This is a genomic window from Streptomyces sp. NPDC053079, from assembly GCF_044546695.1.
Classification (GTDB): Bacteria; Actinomycetota; Actinomycetes; order Streptomycetales; family Streptomycetaceae; genus Streptomyces.
In genome coordinates, this window is sequence record NZ_JBITZJ010000006.1 from 330,528 (window position 1) to 345,022 (window position 14,495).

At 72.8% G+C, this 14,495-nt stretch carries 14 protein-coding genes; 2 read left to right on the plus strand and 12 right to left on the minus strand.

Going from position 1 to position 14,495, the window contains the following annotated elements:
- Positions 1-30 precede the first annotated feature (30 nt).
- From ACIGXW_RS23760 to ACIGXW_RS23770, 3 genes are all read right to left on the minus strand, one after another.
- Positions 31-966: an aminoglycoside phosphotransferase family protein gene (locus ACIGXW_RS23760; RefSeq protein ID WP_399574913.1), complete on the minus strand. Its 936-nt coding sequence runs from the start codon at positions 964-966 to the stop codon at positions 31-33.
- A gap of 52 nt (positions 967-1,018) precedes the next feature.
- A complete protein-coding gene (locus ACIGXW_RS23765; RefSeq protein ID WP_399574914.1) occupies positions 1,019-2,317 on the minus strand; it encodes a CynX/NimT family MFS transporter in 1,299 nt (432 codons plus the stop codon).
- A 97-nt stretch (positions 2,318-2,414) separates the two neighbouring features.
- Positions 2,415-3,125: a FadR/GntR family transcriptional regulator gene (locus ACIGXW_RS23770; RefSeq protein ID WP_399574915.1), complete on the minus strand. Its 711-nt coding sequence runs from the start codon at positions 3,123-3,125 to the stop codon at positions 2,415-2,417.
- Between the two features lie 84 nt (positions 3,126-3,209).
- Between ACIGXW_RS23770 and ACIGXW_RS23775 the strand changes: the two genes are divergently transcribed.
- Positions 3,210-3,959, plus strand: a complete 750-nt coding sequence (locus ACIGXW_RS23775; protein WP_399574916.1) for a rhomboid-like protein — start codon at positions 3,210-3,212, stop codon at positions 3,957-3,959.
- Here the strand turns inward: ACIGXW_RS23775 and ACIGXW_RS23780 are convergent.
- From ACIGXW_RS23780 to ACIGXW_RS23820, 9 genes are all read right to left on the minus strand, one after another.
- Positions 3,880-4,692, minus strand: coding sequence for an HAD family hydrolase (locus ACIGXW_RS23780; RefSeq protein ID WP_399574917.1), 813 nt, complete (start codon positions 4,690-4,692; stop codon positions 3,880-3,882). The two genes, ACIGXW_RS23775 and ACIGXW_RS23780, sit on opposite strands and share 80 nt — an antisense overlap.
- On the minus strand, positions 4,689-5,966 hold the full coding sequence (gene serS, locus ACIGXW_RS23785) for a serine--tRNA ligase (RefSeq protein WP_071966061.1): 1,278 nt from the start codon (positions 5,964-5,966) through the stop codon (positions 4,689-4,691). The genes ACIGXW_RS23780 and serS overlap by 4 nt, the downstream gene beginning before the upstream one ends.
- Positions 5,967-6,594: 628 nt before the next feature.
- Positions 6,595-7,545 carry a prephenate dehydratase gene (gene pheA / locus ACIGXW_RS23790; protein WP_360911194.1) on the minus strand — a complete coding sequence of 317 codons (951 nt, stop codon included), beginning with the start codon at positions 7,543-7,545 and terminating at the stop codon, positions 6,595-6,597.
- Between the two features lie 104 nt (positions 7,546-7,649).
- The gene (efeB, locus tag ACIGXW_RS23795) at positions 7,650-8,942 is read right to left on the minus strand and encodes an iron uptake transporter deferrochelatase/peroxidase subunit (protein ID WP_399574918.1); all 1,293 of its coding nucleotides are present in this window, start codon (positions 8,940-8,942) and stop codon (positions 7,650-7,652) included.
- Positions 8,942-10,864 (minus strand): FixH family protein, encoded by a 1,923-nt coding sequence (locus tag ACIGXW_RS23800; protein ID WP_399574919.1) that lies wholly within the window; start codon positions 10,862-10,864, stop codon positions 8,942-8,944. Before ACIGXW_RS23800 ends, efeB begins: the two co-directional genes overlap by 1 nt.
- A gap of 6 nt (positions 10,865-10,870) precedes the next feature.
- A complete protein-coding gene (locus tag ACIGXW_RS23805) occupies positions 10,871-11,377 on the minus strand; it encodes a copper chaperone PCu(A)C (protein ID WP_399574920.1) in 507 nt (168 codons plus the stop codon).
- Positions 11,377-12,030: an SCO family protein gene (locus tag ACIGXW_RS23810; protein WP_399574921.1), complete on the minus strand. Its 654-nt coding sequence runs from the start codon at positions 12,028-12,030 to the stop codon at positions 11,377-11,379. Before ACIGXW_RS23810 ends, ACIGXW_RS23805 begins: the two co-directional genes overlap by 1 nt.
- A 101-nt stretch (positions 12,031-12,131) precedes the next feature.
- The gene (locus tag ACIGXW_RS23815) at positions 12,132-12,872 is read right to left on the minus strand and encodes a YcnI family protein (RefSeq protein ID WP_399574922.1); all 741 of its coding nucleotides are present in this window, start codon (positions 12,870-12,872) and stop codon (positions 12,132-12,134) included.
- Positions 12,873-12,981: 109 nt separating this feature from the next.
- Positions 12,982-13,773, minus strand: a complete 792-nt coding sequence (locus ACIGXW_RS23820) for a hypothetical protein (RefSeq protein WP_399574923.1) — start codon at positions 13,771-13,773, stop codon at positions 12,982-12,984.
- A gap of 215 nt (positions 13,774-13,988) precedes the next feature.
- Here ACIGXW_RS23820 and ACIGXW_RS23825 point away from each other — a divergent pair, with 215 nt between their 5' ends.
- The gene (locus ACIGXW_RS23825; protein ID WP_071966052.1) at positions 13,989-14,471 is read left to right on the plus strand and encodes an ATP-binding protein; all 483 of its coding nucleotides are present in this window, start codon (positions 13,989-13,991) and stop codon (positions 14,469-14,471) included.
- The last annotated feature ends 24 nt before the right edge of the window (positions 14,472-14,495 follow it).

Consider the following 14,495-nt stretch of genomic DNA (forward strand, 5'->3'; position numbering starts at 1 on the left):
GGGCGGGCGGGGGACGGACGGGGAGGCGGCTCAGCGCAGCAGCACGCGCGCGATCGCGATGTGTCTGCGCTGCAGGGCGTGCTCCCCGTCCTCGATGTCCCACAGGGAGTCCTGCAGCACCCGCGCCAGCGTCCAGCACGCCGCCCGCCGCCGGTCCAGGCCCAGGACGTCCGTCATCAGGTCGAACCGGCGGCGTACGGCCCGCTCCACGTCGCCCGTGGCGACCACCTCGTCCCAGCGGTCGCCGACCGCGGGCATCAGGTCGAAGCCGGGGTCGCCGACCAGCGGCTTGGGGTCGATGGCGAGCCAGGGCTCGCGGCCCGAACCCGGCAGCGGGGCCAGCACGTTCTCGTAGTGCAGGTCCCAGTGCAGCAGCCGGTCGCCCGCTTCGCCGACGACGTCGGCGACGGCTGCCGCGCACGAGGCCAGCAGCCGTCGCTCGGCGGCGTCCGCCAGGGCCGGGAGCGCGCCCGGCACGTCGTCGAGCATCCGGCCCGCGACGTCCCCGAGACGGCGCAGTCCGGCCGGAGGGGGCGTCTCCTGCAGGCGCCCCAGCAACGTGGCGAGCGTCAGCAGCGCGGCCTCGGCATCCGGTACGTCCATGAGCGAACGGCCGCCGTCCAGCCGCTCCAGCAGCAGCGTGCCGGACGCGTCGTCCCGGTCGAGGAGGCGGACCGCCCCGTCGCCGCCCCACGCGTGCAGGGCGTGCGGCTCGCCGACGCTCTCCTCGGTGACCGGCTGCAGCTTCAGCGCTGCCGGTGAGCCGTCCTCGCGCAGCACGGGCAGGACGAGCGCCACCGCGCCGTGCGCGCCGGGCCCGTCGGGACGCAGCTTCCAGCGGTCGAGGAAGTGCGCCGCCAGCTCCGGCAGCGCGGCGATCCACTCGGGACCGCCCTCGCCCTCGGGCATGTCGTCGTGGTTGTCGACCAGGCCGGCCGGGACCGTGATCCGGGGGGCTGTGTGCATGGCGGCGGGCTCCTCCTGTGACGGGGGTGACGTCCTCATGGAGCCCAACGCCTCAGATCTTCCGATCGCGCCCGGCGCCCAGTCCCAGGAAGAGCAGCGCCGCGCAGGCGACGAGCAGCAGGGCGACGGGCAGCGTCCAGCCGTCCGTCGCCTGGTGCACGGCGCCGATGGCGAACGGGCCGACGGAGGCCAGCAGATAGCCCCAGGTCTGCGCCATGCCCGACAGCCGTGCCGCCGTGTGGGCGTCGCGCGTGCGCAGCACCATCAGCGTCAGCGCGAGGCCGAGGAGACCGCCCTGGGCCACGCCCATGAGCGTCGCCCAGACCCAGGCGCCGGCCACGGGAGCGGTCAGCAGGCCGGTGACGCCCGCCGCCATGAGGGCGACGACGGCGACCGCCAGCTTCCGCTGGTCGCGCATCCGTCCGGAGAGCAGCGGGACGACGAACGAACCGGCCATCTGCACGAGCGTGTAGAAGGCGTAGATGATGCCGGCCTGGCCCTTGCTCATGCCGTGGTCGGTGAAGATCGTCGGCATCCAGGCGATGCACACGTAGGCGATCAGCGACTGGGTGCCCATCATCAGCGTGACCTGCCAGGCCAGCGGAGACCGCGTCAGGCTCGGCTCGCCGGCGCCGCTCTTCCGGGCGGCCGGGGCGGCCGTGGCCGCCTTGCCGGCCGTATCGGCGGTCCGGGCTCCCCGGCGGCCGAGAACGGCCTGCGGCAGCCAGACGAGGGCCGCGACGGCCGCGAGCAGCGCCCAGGAGGCGAGGGAGCCCTGCCAGCCGCCGAGGGCGTTCTCCAGCGGTACGGACGAGGCGGCCGCGCCGGTGGCGCCGAGGATCAGCGTGGTGGAGTAGAGCGCCGTCATGCTCGCGGCCCGGTCCGGGAAGTCCCGCTTGACCAGGCCGGGCATCAGCACGTTGAGCAGGGCTATCGCGGTGCCGACGAGCGCGCAGCCGACGAAGAGGGCCACCACCGGGGGCGCGACGCGCAGCAGGATGCCGGCGGCCAGCAGGACGAGCGCGCCGCACAGCACGGCCTCGGTGCCCCAGCGCCGGGCGAGCCGGGGCGCGACGATCGAGCCCAGGCCCATGAAGACCAGCGGAATCGTGGTCACCAGGCTGCTCGCGGCCGCCGCGAGGTGGAAGTGGTCGCCGATCTCGCCCATCAGGGGCGAGACGCCGGCGAGCGCGGCCCGCATGTTGAGCGAGGCGAGGACGATGCCGAGCATCACGAGCGCGGGGTGGGCACGGGCGACGCGCGGTCCGGCGGAACGCGCCGCCGGCGCGGCCGTGGGCGGCAGGGCCTCTTCCGCGTCGATCAGTGGTGTCTGCGGCCTCGATTCCGACATGGGGGTGCCTCTCCAGGGGTGGTGCCGGGTGGTGCGGGGGTGAAGGTGCGCCGGCCGACTCCCGCGAGCGCCGTGGGGCGCCCGCGGGGCCGTGCCGTCAGCGCTCGGTGAGCAGCGACTCGACCGCCTGCTTGGGCCGCTCCAGCAGTACCCGGGCGGCCCGCCCGGCCGCTTCCGGGTCGCCGGAGGCGATGGCCTCCATGAGGGCGTGGTGGTCGCCGTGGATGATGCGCGGCATGTCGTGGTCGCCCAGCGCGGTGACCAGCGCCTCGCGGACCGAGCCGGCGAACCAGGCGTAGGTCGCGGTCAGCGCGGTGTTGTGCGCGGCCTCCACGACGGCCCGGTGGAACTCGACGTCGTGGTCGGCGTACAGCTCGAGGTTTCCGGAGTCGGGCTGGCCCTCGGCGTCCTCGAACGCCGTCTGCGCGTCCAGCGCGGCGCGCATCCGCTCCAGGTCGGCGGGCTCGTGCCGCAGCGCCGCCAGCCGGGCGGCCTCGGCCTCAAGGGCGATGCGCAGCTCCAGGACGTCGCGGACTCCGGCGCGCTGCAGGCCGCGCATGATCTCGCCCGGGTCGGCCGTGGAGACCACGAAGGTGCCCTCGCCCTGCCGGGAGCGCAGCATGCCGGCGTGGACGAGCACGCGAACGGCCTCGCGGACGGTGTTGCGGCCCACCTGCAGCTGCTCGGCGAGGGCGTGCTCGGTCGGGATGCGCTCGCCGACCGCCCACTCGCCGGCGGTGACCTGGGTGCGCAGCTGTTCCACCACGGTGTCCACGAGGGACTGGCGTCCCGCCGCTCGCAGTGCCATTTCTCCTCCGGACGGTGAGGCCGATTCAACCGGTTGCCCAGTCATCCTACAACTGCGGGGTCCGGCGTCCCGGGCTACCGTCGAATGGTGACAGTCGACGGGATCCGCGGCTGGGTCCGATCCTCGCCCGGCACTCACATCTGGCTGCTGATCATCGGGATCACCAGCCTCGTCATCGCGTCGGCGAGCGAAGGACTGGAGAGCTTCCTCCTCCACCGCAGCAGCAGCAACATCCACGAGCTCAACAGGCACCCGCTGCGGTCGCTGCTCATCAGCGGCTTCTGGATCGCGAACCCGTCCTCGTTCCTGCTCTACGCCGCCCTCTTCGAGCTGATCCACGCCAACGTGGAGCGCTGGCTCGGCACCCTGCGCTGGCTGGTGACGGTCGCCGTCGCGCACGTCGCGGCGACGCTGATCAGCCAGGAGGTCCTGCTGATGGCGATCGAGAGCCACTCGGCGCCGCGCTCGATGAAGCACGTCGTCGACATAGGGGTCTCCTACGGGCTCGCCGGGGCGTCCGGCGTCCTGACCTACCGCGTGCCCCGGCCCTGGCGCTGGCTCTATCTGGTGGGGGCCGTGCTCTTCTTCGCCGTGCCGCTGACGACGGGCGGCACGTTCACCGACATCGGGCACGCGATCGCGCTGGCGCTGGGGCTCGCGTGCTGGCCGCTGACGCGCGGACGGCCGACGTGGGCCCCTGCGGAGGCCCGGATCCCGGTGCCGGTGACCGTCCCCGAGGCCGTCAGGCAGCGCCTCAGCGGTAGAGACGCTCCAGGACGACGGCGATGCCGTCCTCGTCGTGAGAACTCGTCACCTCGTCCGCCACGGCCTTGAGCTCGTCGTGCGCGTTGGCCATGGCCACGCCGTGCGCCGCCCAGCCGAACATCGGCACGTCGTTGGGCATGTCGCCGAAGGCGATCGTCTCGGCCGCCTTGATCCCCAGGCGGCGGGCCGCCAGCGACAGGCCCGTGGCCTTGCTCAGGCCCAGCGGCAGCAGCTCGACTATGCCGGAACCCGCCATCGTCACGCCCACCAGACCGCCGGCGACCGTGCGCGCGACCTCCGCCAGGGCGTCGTCGTCGAGCTCCGGGTGCTGGAGGTAGAGCTTGTTCAGGGGCGCCGACCAGATCTCCCCCGGGTCCGTGATCGGCACCGCCGGCAGCGGCCCTTCCTGGACGCGGTAGCCGGGGCCGATCAGGACGTCGCCGTCCATGCCGTCACGGCTGGCGGCGAGGAACAGCGGGCCGACCTCGGCCTCGATCTTGGCGAGGGCGAGCCCGGCGAGCTGCCGGTCGAGCGTCACGGACGTCAGCAGTCTGTGCTCGCCCGCGTGGTAAACCTGCGCGCCCTGTCCGCAGACCGCCAGTCCCTGATAGTCCAGCGATTCCAGGATGTGCCGGGTCCAGGCGACGGTCCGCCCGGTGACGACGATGTGCGCGGCACCCGCCGCCGTGGCCAGCTTCAGGGCGGCGCGGGTGCGCTCCGAGACGGTGTCGTCGGAGCGCAGCAGCGTGCCGTCGAGATCGGTCGCGACGAGCCGGTACGGCAGCGGGGAGCTGGAACTCACTTGGCGAGGGGCTCCAGCAGCTCACGGCCGCCCAGGTACGGGCGGAGCGCCTCGGGCACCCGCACCGTGCCGTCGGCCTGCTGGTGGTTCTCCAGCAGCGCCACGATCGTGCGCGGCACCGCGCACAGCGTGCCGTTGAGGGTCGCCAGCGGCTTGACGTTCTTGCCGTCGCGCATGCGGACGGACAGGCGGCGGGCCTGGAACTCGTTGCAGTTGGAGGTGGAGGTGAGCTCGCGGTACTTGCCCTGGGTGGGGATCCACGCCTCGCAGTCGAACTTGCGGGAGGCGGAGGAGCCCAGGTCGCCCGTGGCGGTGTCGATGACCTGGAAGGGCAGCTCGAGGCTGGTCAGCCACTGCTTCTCCCACTCCAGCAGGCGCGCGTGCTCCGCCTCGGCGTCCTCCGGCGCGATGTAGGAGAACATCTCCACCTTGTCGAACTGGTGGACGCGGAAGATGCCGCGGGTGTCCTTGCCGTACGTACCGGCCTCGCGGCGGAAGCACGGGGAGAAGCCCGCGTAGCGCAGCGGCAGCTGGTCCGCCTCGATGATCTCGTCCATGTGGTACGCGGCGAGCGGGACCTCGGACGTGCCGACGAGGTAGAGGTCGTCGTTGTCGAGGTGGTAGACGTCCTGCGCGGCCTGGCCGAGGAAGCCGGTGCCCTCCATGGCGCGCGGCTTGACCAGCGCGGGGGTGAGCATCGGGGTGAAGCCGGCGGCGGTGGCCTGGGCGATGGCGGCGTTGACGAGGGCGAGCTCCAGCAGCGCGCCGATGCCCGTCAGGTAGTAGAAGCGCGAGCCGGAGACCTTGGCGCCGCGCTCGACGTCGATCGCGCCGAGGCTCTGGCCGAGCTCGAGGTGGTCCTTGGGCTCGAAGCCCTCCGCGGCGAAGTCGCGCGGGGTGCCCACGGTCTCCAGGACGACGAAGTCGTCCTCGCCGCCGCGCGGCACGTCGGGGTGGACGAGGTTGCCGATCCGCAGCAGCAGGCGCTGGGCCTCCTCGGCGGCCTCGTCCTGCTCGGCGTCGGCGGCTTTGACGGCGGCGGACAGCTCGCCGGCCTTCTTCAGCAGCGCGGCCTTCTCGTCGCCGGTGGCCTTGGGGATGAGCTTGCCGAGCGCCTTCTGCTCGGAGCGGAGCTCGTCGAAGCGGACGCTGGACGACCTGCGCCGCTCGTCGGCGGAGAGCAGTGCGTCGACGACGTCGACGTCCTCTCCACGGGCGCGCTGGGACGCGCGCACACGGTCGGGGTCCTCACGGAGCAGGCGAAGGTCAATCACCCCTCCAGGCTACCGTCGCGCACTGCCGTTGCTCGACGCGATATTCCTTTACGTGGCGATTTGCCCCGCTCTGGGGCTACCGAAAAGGCGGTGCGACGTCAGGGCCGGCGCGTACCGGAATTTCCGGAAAACCAGAACAAGGGGGACACGGGAGGCGGGAAGAGCCCATGTTCGCCGGCGATCATCCTTGTGGAGGACGGGAGTTGAAGGCGCTCGTTGTCCACAGGAACCAATCGTTCCGGTTCTTTGTCCACAGGGTGTGCGCGAAATCTGTGGATGCCGGAATCCTGGCTTCCGCCTCTTCTGTCATTCGTCAGAGTTTCTCCCGGCAAACATTGCCCGGACACTCTTTGGGGTGGGATTCACTCCCCCTAATGGGTTGTTCGAGGCTTTTCGGTAGACGGGCGGGGCAGGGGACCGCAGGTGCGGGCCTGTGGACGGTTTCCGGGGCGGGCGGGAGCGATATGTCGACCTTGACCGTTTCGCCGCACTTCTCGACAGCTCAATGTGTCGACTTATCCCCAGGTCGAGAGCTGCCTGTGGATAACTCTGTGGGTAAGTTCACGCGCCCCGTTTCCCGGGTCCGCCTCCACAGGCCGCCGCACGGGCCCCTCGCCAGGGGCGTTCCTCAGGCCCGGCCGTCCTGGCAGCGCGCCAGCCAGTCCGCCGCGGCCACGAAGTCGCCGTCCGACGTCCCCGGCCGCACCACGCCCGGGACACCCGACCGGTCGTCCGGGTCAACACCCGCACGCGGATACGAACCCAGGAACCGCACCTTCGCGCAGGTCCGCTTGAGCCCCATCAGCGCCTCGCCCACCCGGCGGTCGGTGATGTGCCCCTCGCAGTCGACGGAGAAGCAGTAGCGCCCCATGCCCTCGCCCGTCGGCCGCGACTCGATCCGCATGAGGTTGACGCCCCGGATCGCGAACTCCTGCAAGTACTCCAGCAGGGCGCCCGGGTGGTCGTCGCGCTGCCACATCACCAGGGACGTCCGGTCCGCGCCCGTGCGGGCCGCCGGCCGTGCCGGGCGGCCGGCCAGGACGAAGCGGGTCTGCGCGTTCTGCGCGTCGTGGATGTCGGTGACCAGCGGCTGCAGTCCGTACGTCGCCGCCGCGAACTCGCCCGCGAACGCGGCGTCGTAGCGGCCCTCGCGCACCAGTCGCGCACCGTCGGCGTTCGACGCCGACGACTCCCACACGGCGTCCGGCAGGTTCGCCGCGAGCCAGTTGCGCACCTGCGGCTGGGCGACCGGGTGCCCGGTCACTGTTTTGACGTCCTCCATCCGCGTGCCCGGCCGCACGAGCAGCGCGAAGGCGATCGGCAGCAGCACCTCGCGGTAGATCATCAACGGCTCGCCGGTGGCCAGTTCGTCGAGCGTCGCCGTGACGCCGCCCTCCACGGAGTTCTCGATCGGCACGAGCGCCGCGGCGGCTTCGCCGCCGCGCACGGCGTCGAGGGCGGCCGGCACGGACACCATGGGAACGAGCTCGCGGGTGGCCGCCTCCGGGAGCGTCCGCAGGGCGGCCTCGGTGAACGTGCCCTCGGGGCCGAGGTAGGTGTAGCGGCTGGCCGACGACATCACGCGCGTTCCTCCGGATCGATCACCATGGGCTTCGCCACCCTACCCATGGTGATGCGCAGGTGTTCGCGGATGCGTTCCCCGGTGCCGGGTCGCTGCAGGGCCTACCCCTCCAGCAACTTCTGCCCCACGTACTCGCCTTCCGCGCATCCGCCCGGTACCGCGAACAGGCCGCTGGCCTCGTGGCGCAGGAAGCGGGACAGGCCGTCGCCGCGGTCGAGCTTGCGCTGGACCGGGACGAAGCCCTTCATCGGGTCCGCCTGCCAGGCGATGAACAGCAGGCCCGCGTCCGGGGCGCCGTCGTCGCGGAAGCCGTCGTGGTAGGAGAAGGCGCGCCGCAGCATCGCCGCCCCGCGGTTGCTCGCGGGCGAGGCCACGCGCACGTGCGCGTCGCCCGCGATCGCCAAGGCGCCGTCGGGGCCGATCTTCTCGAGGTCCGCCCGGGTCTTCTCCGTACCGCCGGACAGCGGTGAGCCGTCCGACTTCCGGCGCCCGATGACCTTCTCCTGCTGGGCGACCGTCAGGTTGTCCCAGCTGTCGAGCAGCATCCGGATGCGCCGGAAGACGACGTACGAGCCGCCCGCCATCCACGCGTCGGCGCCGGTGCGGTCGTCGGGGACGAAGATGCGCTGGTTGAAGTTCCCGTCCGACGGCTTGGGGTTGTTCGTGCCGTCGATCTGGCCCATCAGATTGCGGCCGGTCATCGGCTGGTCCGTGGCGCCCGGCGTGCGGTTGAAGCCGTTCATCTGCCAGCGCAGCCGGGCCGTGCCCGCCGCCTGCTTCTGCAGCAGCCGCAGCGCGTTGAAGGCGACGAGCGCGTCGTCGGCGCCGATCTGCACCCACAGGTCGCCCTCGCTGCGCTTGGCGTCGAGCGCGTCGGCGCTGAAGGCGGGCAGCGGCTCGAGCGCGGCGGGCCGCTTGGCCACCAGCCCGGTCCGGTCGAAGAAGGTGCGGCCGAAGCCGAAGGTGACCGTCAGGGACGACGGCCCCGCGTCCAGCGCGATGCCCAGGTCGCCGCCCTGGGGCGTGGCGCCCGCCGTCATGGCCGCGGCCGTCGCCGACCAGCGGCGCAGCAGGGCCGCCGCCGCCTTCCGGTCGGCGCCGGGCGCGAGGTCGAAGGCGACCAGATGGCCGTGCGCCTGCGAGGGCTGGAGGATGCCCGCCTGGCGGGCCCCGTGGAACGGCACGACGGCCGCGCCGACGGAGGAGAGGGGTTCGGGTTTGCCGCCCACGGCCGAGGCGCCGGCCGCCCCGGCGACGCCGCCCACGACGAGCGCGGCGGCGCCGGCGGCGCCGGCGGTGCCCAGCAGCCGTCGTCTGGAGACGGTGGTGACGCCCTCGGGGGCGGAAGCGGTGCCGGCCTTCTCGGCGGGCTCGGTGTCAGTCTTGTCAGCCATCAATTGATCTTCACGTTTTCGATCTCGGTGACCTGGTCGATGTCCGAGGTCCGTACGGTCAGGGACAGCTGCCAGTCGCCTGCCATGGGCACCTGGAAACCGGTGGCCTGCCAATGGCCGGCGGACTGACGCTCCAGCGCGGCCCGCAGGGGACCGATCTGTTTGTTCTTCTCGGTCAAGGACAGTGTCAGCTCAGGTACGTCCACAGGGCGGCCGGAGGGGTCCGAGAGAGTGACGGAGAGGGTGTTGGCGCCCGTACGCGCCGGGTCCACGGTGACGCGGGCCGTGCCACGCCCGTTCGTGCCGCCCGTGTCGTAGGCGATCCGCACCTCGGCCGGTCCGGCGGCCGGTGCGGCCGGGGCCCCGGCGCGCTTCTGCCCGGCCTCCGCGCGGCCGGGCTGGGTGCCGGTGAGCAGGGTGGTGACGGCCAGCAGGACGACGGCGACCGCCGCCTCGGCGAGGACGGAGCGCCGCAGTCCGCCGCGGTTGCCGTCCGCGTCGCGCTCCCGCCTGCCGGCGGCCTTGTCCACCGCCGCCTGCTGGCGCGCGAGCTGGGCGGCCCGCACGGGATCCTTCGCGGCGGGCCTGCCGACGGGGCCCTTGGCCTTCTTCGCGGCGGCCGCCCCGCGGTCGGCCGCGCCCGGCGGACGCCCGGTGCCGGCGGACCCGGCGATCCGGGCCGTCCACCGGCGCGAGAAGAAGGCGGCGGCCAGCATGGCGGCCACCAGGGCCACCTTGAGCAGCAGCCAGCGCCCGTACTCCGTGCCCGTCAGGGTGCTCCACGAGAGGCCGACCTGCCGCCAGGACTGGTAGAGGCCGGTGACCACCAGCACGCACACGGACGCGAACGCCGTGCGCGAGAAGCGCTCCACCGCCGTCCGCGGCACGGTCCCGCCCGCGAAGAGCGAGGCCAGCAGCGCGGCCAGGCCGCCCAGCCAGAGGGCCGCGGCCAGCAGGTGGGCCACGTCGAGGGGCATGGCGAGCCAGGGCTGGATCCCGGCCGACGCGTGCTCGGCCATCGCCCAGGTCGCGGCCAGCCCGGCCGCGACGACGAAGCCGCCGATCCCGAGCCCGTACGCGAGGTTGCGGCGCTCGCCCGGGGACGCGCGATCGTCGTCCTCCCGCGCGTACGAACCGAACAGCACCGCCAGGAAGACGGCCGCCGCGCTCAGCAGGAGCAGCCGGGACAGCAGCGCCGCGCCCGGCTTGGTGGCCAGCGCGTCGCCGAGCAGCGTCAGGTCGGGCACGGCGCCCAGCCCCTTGCCGCTCGTATAGGCGCCCCGCAGCAGCAACAGCGCCACCGTCGAGACGAACAGCGCGACCCAGCCGGCCACCGCGACCCGCTGCACGGGTCGCGACGAGCGGCACACGCCCGCGAAGGCGCAGCCGCCCACGAGCAGGATGAAGCCCCCGTACGCCGCGTAGCGGCCGATGCCGTAGAAGGTGCCGACGGCCGGGTCGATCGCGGTGGCCGCCGACCGCACGGTCACCGTCGTCTTCGACGGCGCGCCGATCGAGAAGGTGAAGGCCCCGGCCACCGGGTGGCTGTCCGCCGAGACCGCCTGCCAGGCCACCGTGTAGGTGCCGTCGGCGATCCCGCCGCGCAGCGCGACCGCCGCCGTCTGCGACTTGCCGTCGACGTGCTCCGGCCTGCCCTCGTCGACGCGCTCGCCGCGCGGGTCCAGGACCCGCACCGAGTCGGCGCTGAGCAGCACCCCTTCGGAGAAGGTCAGCCGGACCTGCCGGGGTGCGGCGGGCACCACCGACCCGTCGGCGGGGTCGGTGGAGGTGAGCGCCGCGTGGGCCGACGCGGTGCCCGCGCCGAGGGTCAGCGAGCACAGCAGTGCCGCGAGCAGCGTGCCCAGCAGCGCCGCCAGTCGCCCGGCGGTCCGGGGCGGCGGCCCGGTGAACGGGGTCTTCATCGCACGTCAGTCCTTGGGACGGTAGGTCGCGCTCTCGACGGGCACCTTGATCTTGATGGGTGCCGAGGTGGCGAAGTGCAGCGTGAACTCGACCTTCTCGCCGGTCTTCGGCTTGTGGCCGAGCTTGCCCAGCATCAGGTGGGTGCCGCCGCGCGTGAGCGCCAGCTTGCCCTTGGCGGGCACCTCCAGCTGAGGCGCGTGCTTCATCTGCGAGCCCTCGGTGGTGTGCAGGGTGACGTCCGGCGAGAGCGGGCTGGTGACCTTGGTCAGCCGGTCGGGCTTGCCGCCGTCGTTGGTGACGGTGAAGTAGGCGGCGGCCATGTCGGTCATCGCCGGCTGCGGCAGGTAGGCGCCGCTGACGGACAGCGCGGGCTTGCCGGGGGAGAGGGCGTTCTTCTCCGACTGGCAGCCGGTGGTCAGCAGCAGGCCGCCGGCGACGACGAGGGGCAGGACGGCGGCGGTGGCGACGGTGGTCTTGTTCATCTTCCTGGCGTTCATCTTCTGGGCGCGCATCACGGGTTCTCCCCCTTGACGATCTTCGGGAGATCCTTGGCGTACTGCTCGGACGTGGTGGACGTGGTATAGATCCAGTGGCCGGCGTCGTCCTTCGGCGAGAAGCCGACGACCTCCGCGCCGTGGCTGACGGTCACGGAGCCGTCCTTCTCCTTCTTCGGCGGCTCGACGAGGATGCCGAGCGGCTTGGCGGCCGCCTGGATCGTGGCGAAGTCACCGGTCAGACCGACTATGTCCTGGCCGCCCTGGGCGTCCAGCCACTCGCGCATCCGCTTGGGGGTGTCGCGCTCGGGGTCGGTCGTGACGAAGACGACCTGGAGCTTGTCCTGCTCGGCCTTGGGCAGCTTCTTCTCGGCGGCCGCGACGTCGGAGACGACCGTCGAGCAGACGTCGGGGCAGTAGGTGTAGCCGAAGTAGAGCAGGACCGGCCGGCCCTTGGTCTCCTTGACCAGTTCGTAGGTCTTCTCCGAGGTGTCCTTAAGGACCAGGTCGGGCTTGGCCTTGGGGGAGTCCAGGACGATCGCCCCGGCCTTCGTGGGCTCGGCCGAGACGTCGGCCGCGGGCTTGTCGCCCGCCTCGCCCGAGCCGTCGCAGGCGGTCAGGGCGAGCGCGGCGGCCATGGCCAGGGCCGCGCCCAGGATCTTGGTGCGCATGGAGTGCTTCTTCTCCAGAAAGTGGGGTCGTTGCCGCCGGGCCGGCGGGCGTGCGGACGCCCGCCGGCCCGGCCTTACGGGCCTGCCGGAGCCGTACGGTCTCAGGCCGCGGAGCGGCGGCGGCCGGCGACCACGCCGAACGCCGCACCGGCCACGCCGACGACGATGCCGACGACGCCGAGGACGCGCGCGGTGGTGTCGGAGCCCGTGGACTCCGTCTTCGCGGCGGCCGCCTCGGCCTTGGCGTCCTTGGCGTCCTTGCCGTCCGTCTTGCCGGCCGGAGCGGCCGGGCCGGTGGAGCCCTTGGCGACGAGCTTGAGGACCGGGGCCGGGTGCTCGGCCTCGTGACCGCCCGGCGTGGAGGCGTCGATCCAGCGGACGACGTCGTCGTCGGAGTAGGTCTGCAGGGCCTTGAAGACCAGCTCGTCGGCGTCGGTGGGCAGCTTGCCGACCGACAGCGGGAACTGCTGGAACTGCCCCGGCTCGATCTTGCCGCCGGTCCAGGTGACCTTGCTGACGGCCTCGTTGATCTCCTTGCCGTGCATCTGCACCGGCTTGTCGAGCTTGGTCTTCTCGACCTTGACCTCCCAGCCCGGCACCGCCTGCGGCATCACGGAGACCAGCGGGTGCTTGGGGTCGAGGCTGAGCTCGAGCTTCACGGTCGAGGCGTTGTCCTTCTCGTTCGGCACCTTGATGTTGATGGTGCTGTAGCCGCCCTTCTCGGCGGTGCCGGGCTGCACGCTCACGTGCGCGAAGGCGGGGCCGGCGAGCAGCAGCAGGCTGCCGGCGGCGATGCCGCCGACAAGAGAGGTACGGACGGCGCGAAGACGCGATGCGGTCATGGGAAAACGCTCCACAGGCAGGAGGGAAGGAAGGGGATGGCGCGCGTGCGGCGGCAGCGCGACCGTCCTCCCGCCGTAAGCCGTAAAGCAGTGGGGAGTACGTCGCGTGTCAGGCCGCGAGGGCGAAGCGCGGCGGCCCCCGCCTGATCACCAGATGCCGCAGCTCCGGCTCCTGCGCCGGGCGCTCGTCCTGCCCGTACGCCGGGTGCGCGGCCGCGACGGGCGGCTCCACCGCCGGTACGCCGACGAGCACCAGCACGGCCCGCAGCGCCCGGACCAGCGCGGCCTCCGCGGCACCGCGGGCCGACCGCGCCGACAGCCGCACCGCACGCCACAGCGCGGCCTCGCCGCGCCGCAGCAGCCAGCCCAGGACCAGCGCGGCCAGCAGGTGGCCGAGCACCATGGGCAGCGAGGGCAGCAGCGTGTGCGCCAGCGACGCCCGTACGGGGGCCGGGACGCCGGCGGGCATGCCCATGGCCGCGGGGTGGACGGCCGGGTCGAGGCCGGCGTCGAGGACGATCCGGCGCGCCTGACCGGCGGACATCGGGGCCTGGTTGCAGGTGAGCTGGGCGGCGAAGCGGATCAATCCGCCCTCGTGCGCGGCCTGTCGGCCGGCCGCTCCGGCGCCCGAGAGGTGCTGCCCGAGTCCGAAGAGCGTGTGCAGCGCGAGCTGTCCGACGGCCAGGAAGAGCGCGATCCCCGGCAGCGAGCGTTCCCGCCCGGCCAGCAGCACGGCCACCCCGAAGACGGCCGCGAACCCGGCCGCCAGCGTCCACGGCGGAACGCTCGCGCAGGACGCCAGCACGTGCCCGCCCGCGGACAGCAGGACACAGACCGCGGTGAACACCGCGGCCCGTATCAGTCGCAGATCGGCGCCGGCGCGCGCGACGGGGTGAGGCATGGCTGCGCCATCATCCCACCGGCCTTACCGATTCCCTACGGCAGGGGTGCGGCCCGCCGTGAATCGGTAAGCCCGACTTGTCACCTTGTCCCATACACGTCCTCACCCACAGGGCGCGTCGGCCGAATGAGCGGACTCACACGACCCGCAGGCTTACGGGGCGCCTACGGCGGCTATACGTATCGGTATGTCGAGCCGCAGCCAGGAGGCTGAGCATGAGCATTTGGTGGTCACTCCACTTGCGGCGCGAGGCCGCGAGCGTTCCGCTCGCCCGGCGGCTTCTGATCGGCGCCATGGAGACGGCCGGCGTCGATCCCGAGACCTCCTACGACCTGGCGGTCGCGCTCAGTGAGGCGTGCGCGAACGCGGTCGAGCACGGCGGTGACGCCTCCACCGGTTACCGCGTCACCGCGCTCATCGACGGGGACACCTGTCGTATCGAGGTCACCGATTCCGGACCCGGATTCGCCGAACGGCCCCGGCGGGCCCGCCGCTACCCGGCCCGCACGCTGCACCCCAGGACCCCGGCCCCCGTCCACGACGAACACGGCCGGGGTCTCTTCTTGATCGAGTCCCTCACCGACCACGTCCGCGTCCGCAACCGCCCGGGCCGCCAGGGCGCCGTGGTCAGCTTCGACAAGATCCTCAAGTGGAGAGAGGGCGGCCCGCCCGCGGCGGCGCTGCTCCGGGCGTCGTGATGCCCGCCCCCGACCGCCGCGCTC

Coding starts and splice junctions, on each gene's coding strand:
- efeB (WP_399574918.1), bottom strand. CDS start 8,942: ATGGCTGACAAGACTGACACCGAGCCCGCCGAGAAGGCCGGCACCGCT.
- ACIGXW_RS23770 (WP_399574915.1), bottom strand. CDS start 3,125: ATGGCACTGCGAGCGGCGGGACGCCAGTCCCTCGTGGACACCGTGGTG.
- ACIGXW_RS23760 (WP_399574913.1), bottom strand. CDS start 966: ATGCACACAGCCCCCCGGATCACGGTCCCGGCCGGCCTGGTCGACAAC.
- pheA (WP_360911194.1), bottom strand. CDS start 7,545: ATGTCGTCGGCCAGCCGCTACACCTACCTCGGCCCCGAGGGCACGTTC.
- ACIGXW_RS23820 (WP_399574923.1), bottom strand. CDS start 13,773: ATGCCTCACCCCGTCGCGCGCGCCGGCGCCGATCTGCGACTGATACGG.
- ACIGXW_RS23765 (WP_399574914.1), bottom strand. CDS start 2,317: ATGTCGGAATCGAGGCCGCAGACACCACTGATCGACGCGGAAGAGGCC.
- ACIGXW_RS23800 (WP_399574919.1), bottom strand. CDS start 10,864: ATGAAGACCCCGTTCACCGGGCCGCCGCCCCGGACCGCCGGGCGACTG.
- ACIGXW_RS23815 (WP_399574922.1), bottom strand. CDS start 12,872: ATGACCGCATCGCGTCTTCGCGCCGTCCGTACCTCTCTTGTCGGCGGC.
- ACIGXW_RS23775 (WP_399574916.1), top strand. CDS start 3,210: ATGGTGACAGTCGACGGGATCCGCGGCTGGGTCCGATCCTCGCCCGGC.
- ACIGXW_RS23810 (WP_399574921.1), bottom strand. CDS start 12,030: ATGCGCACCAAGATCCTGGGCGCGGCCCTGGCCATGGCCGCCGCGCTC.
- ACIGXW_RS23805 (WP_399574920.1), bottom strand. CDS start 11,377: ATGCGCGCCCAGAAGATGAACGCCAGGAAGATGAACAAGACCACCGTC.
- ACIGXW_RS23825 (WP_071966052.1), top strand. CDS start 13,989: ATGAGCATTTGGTGGTCACTCCACTTGCGGCGCGAGGCCGCGAGCGTT.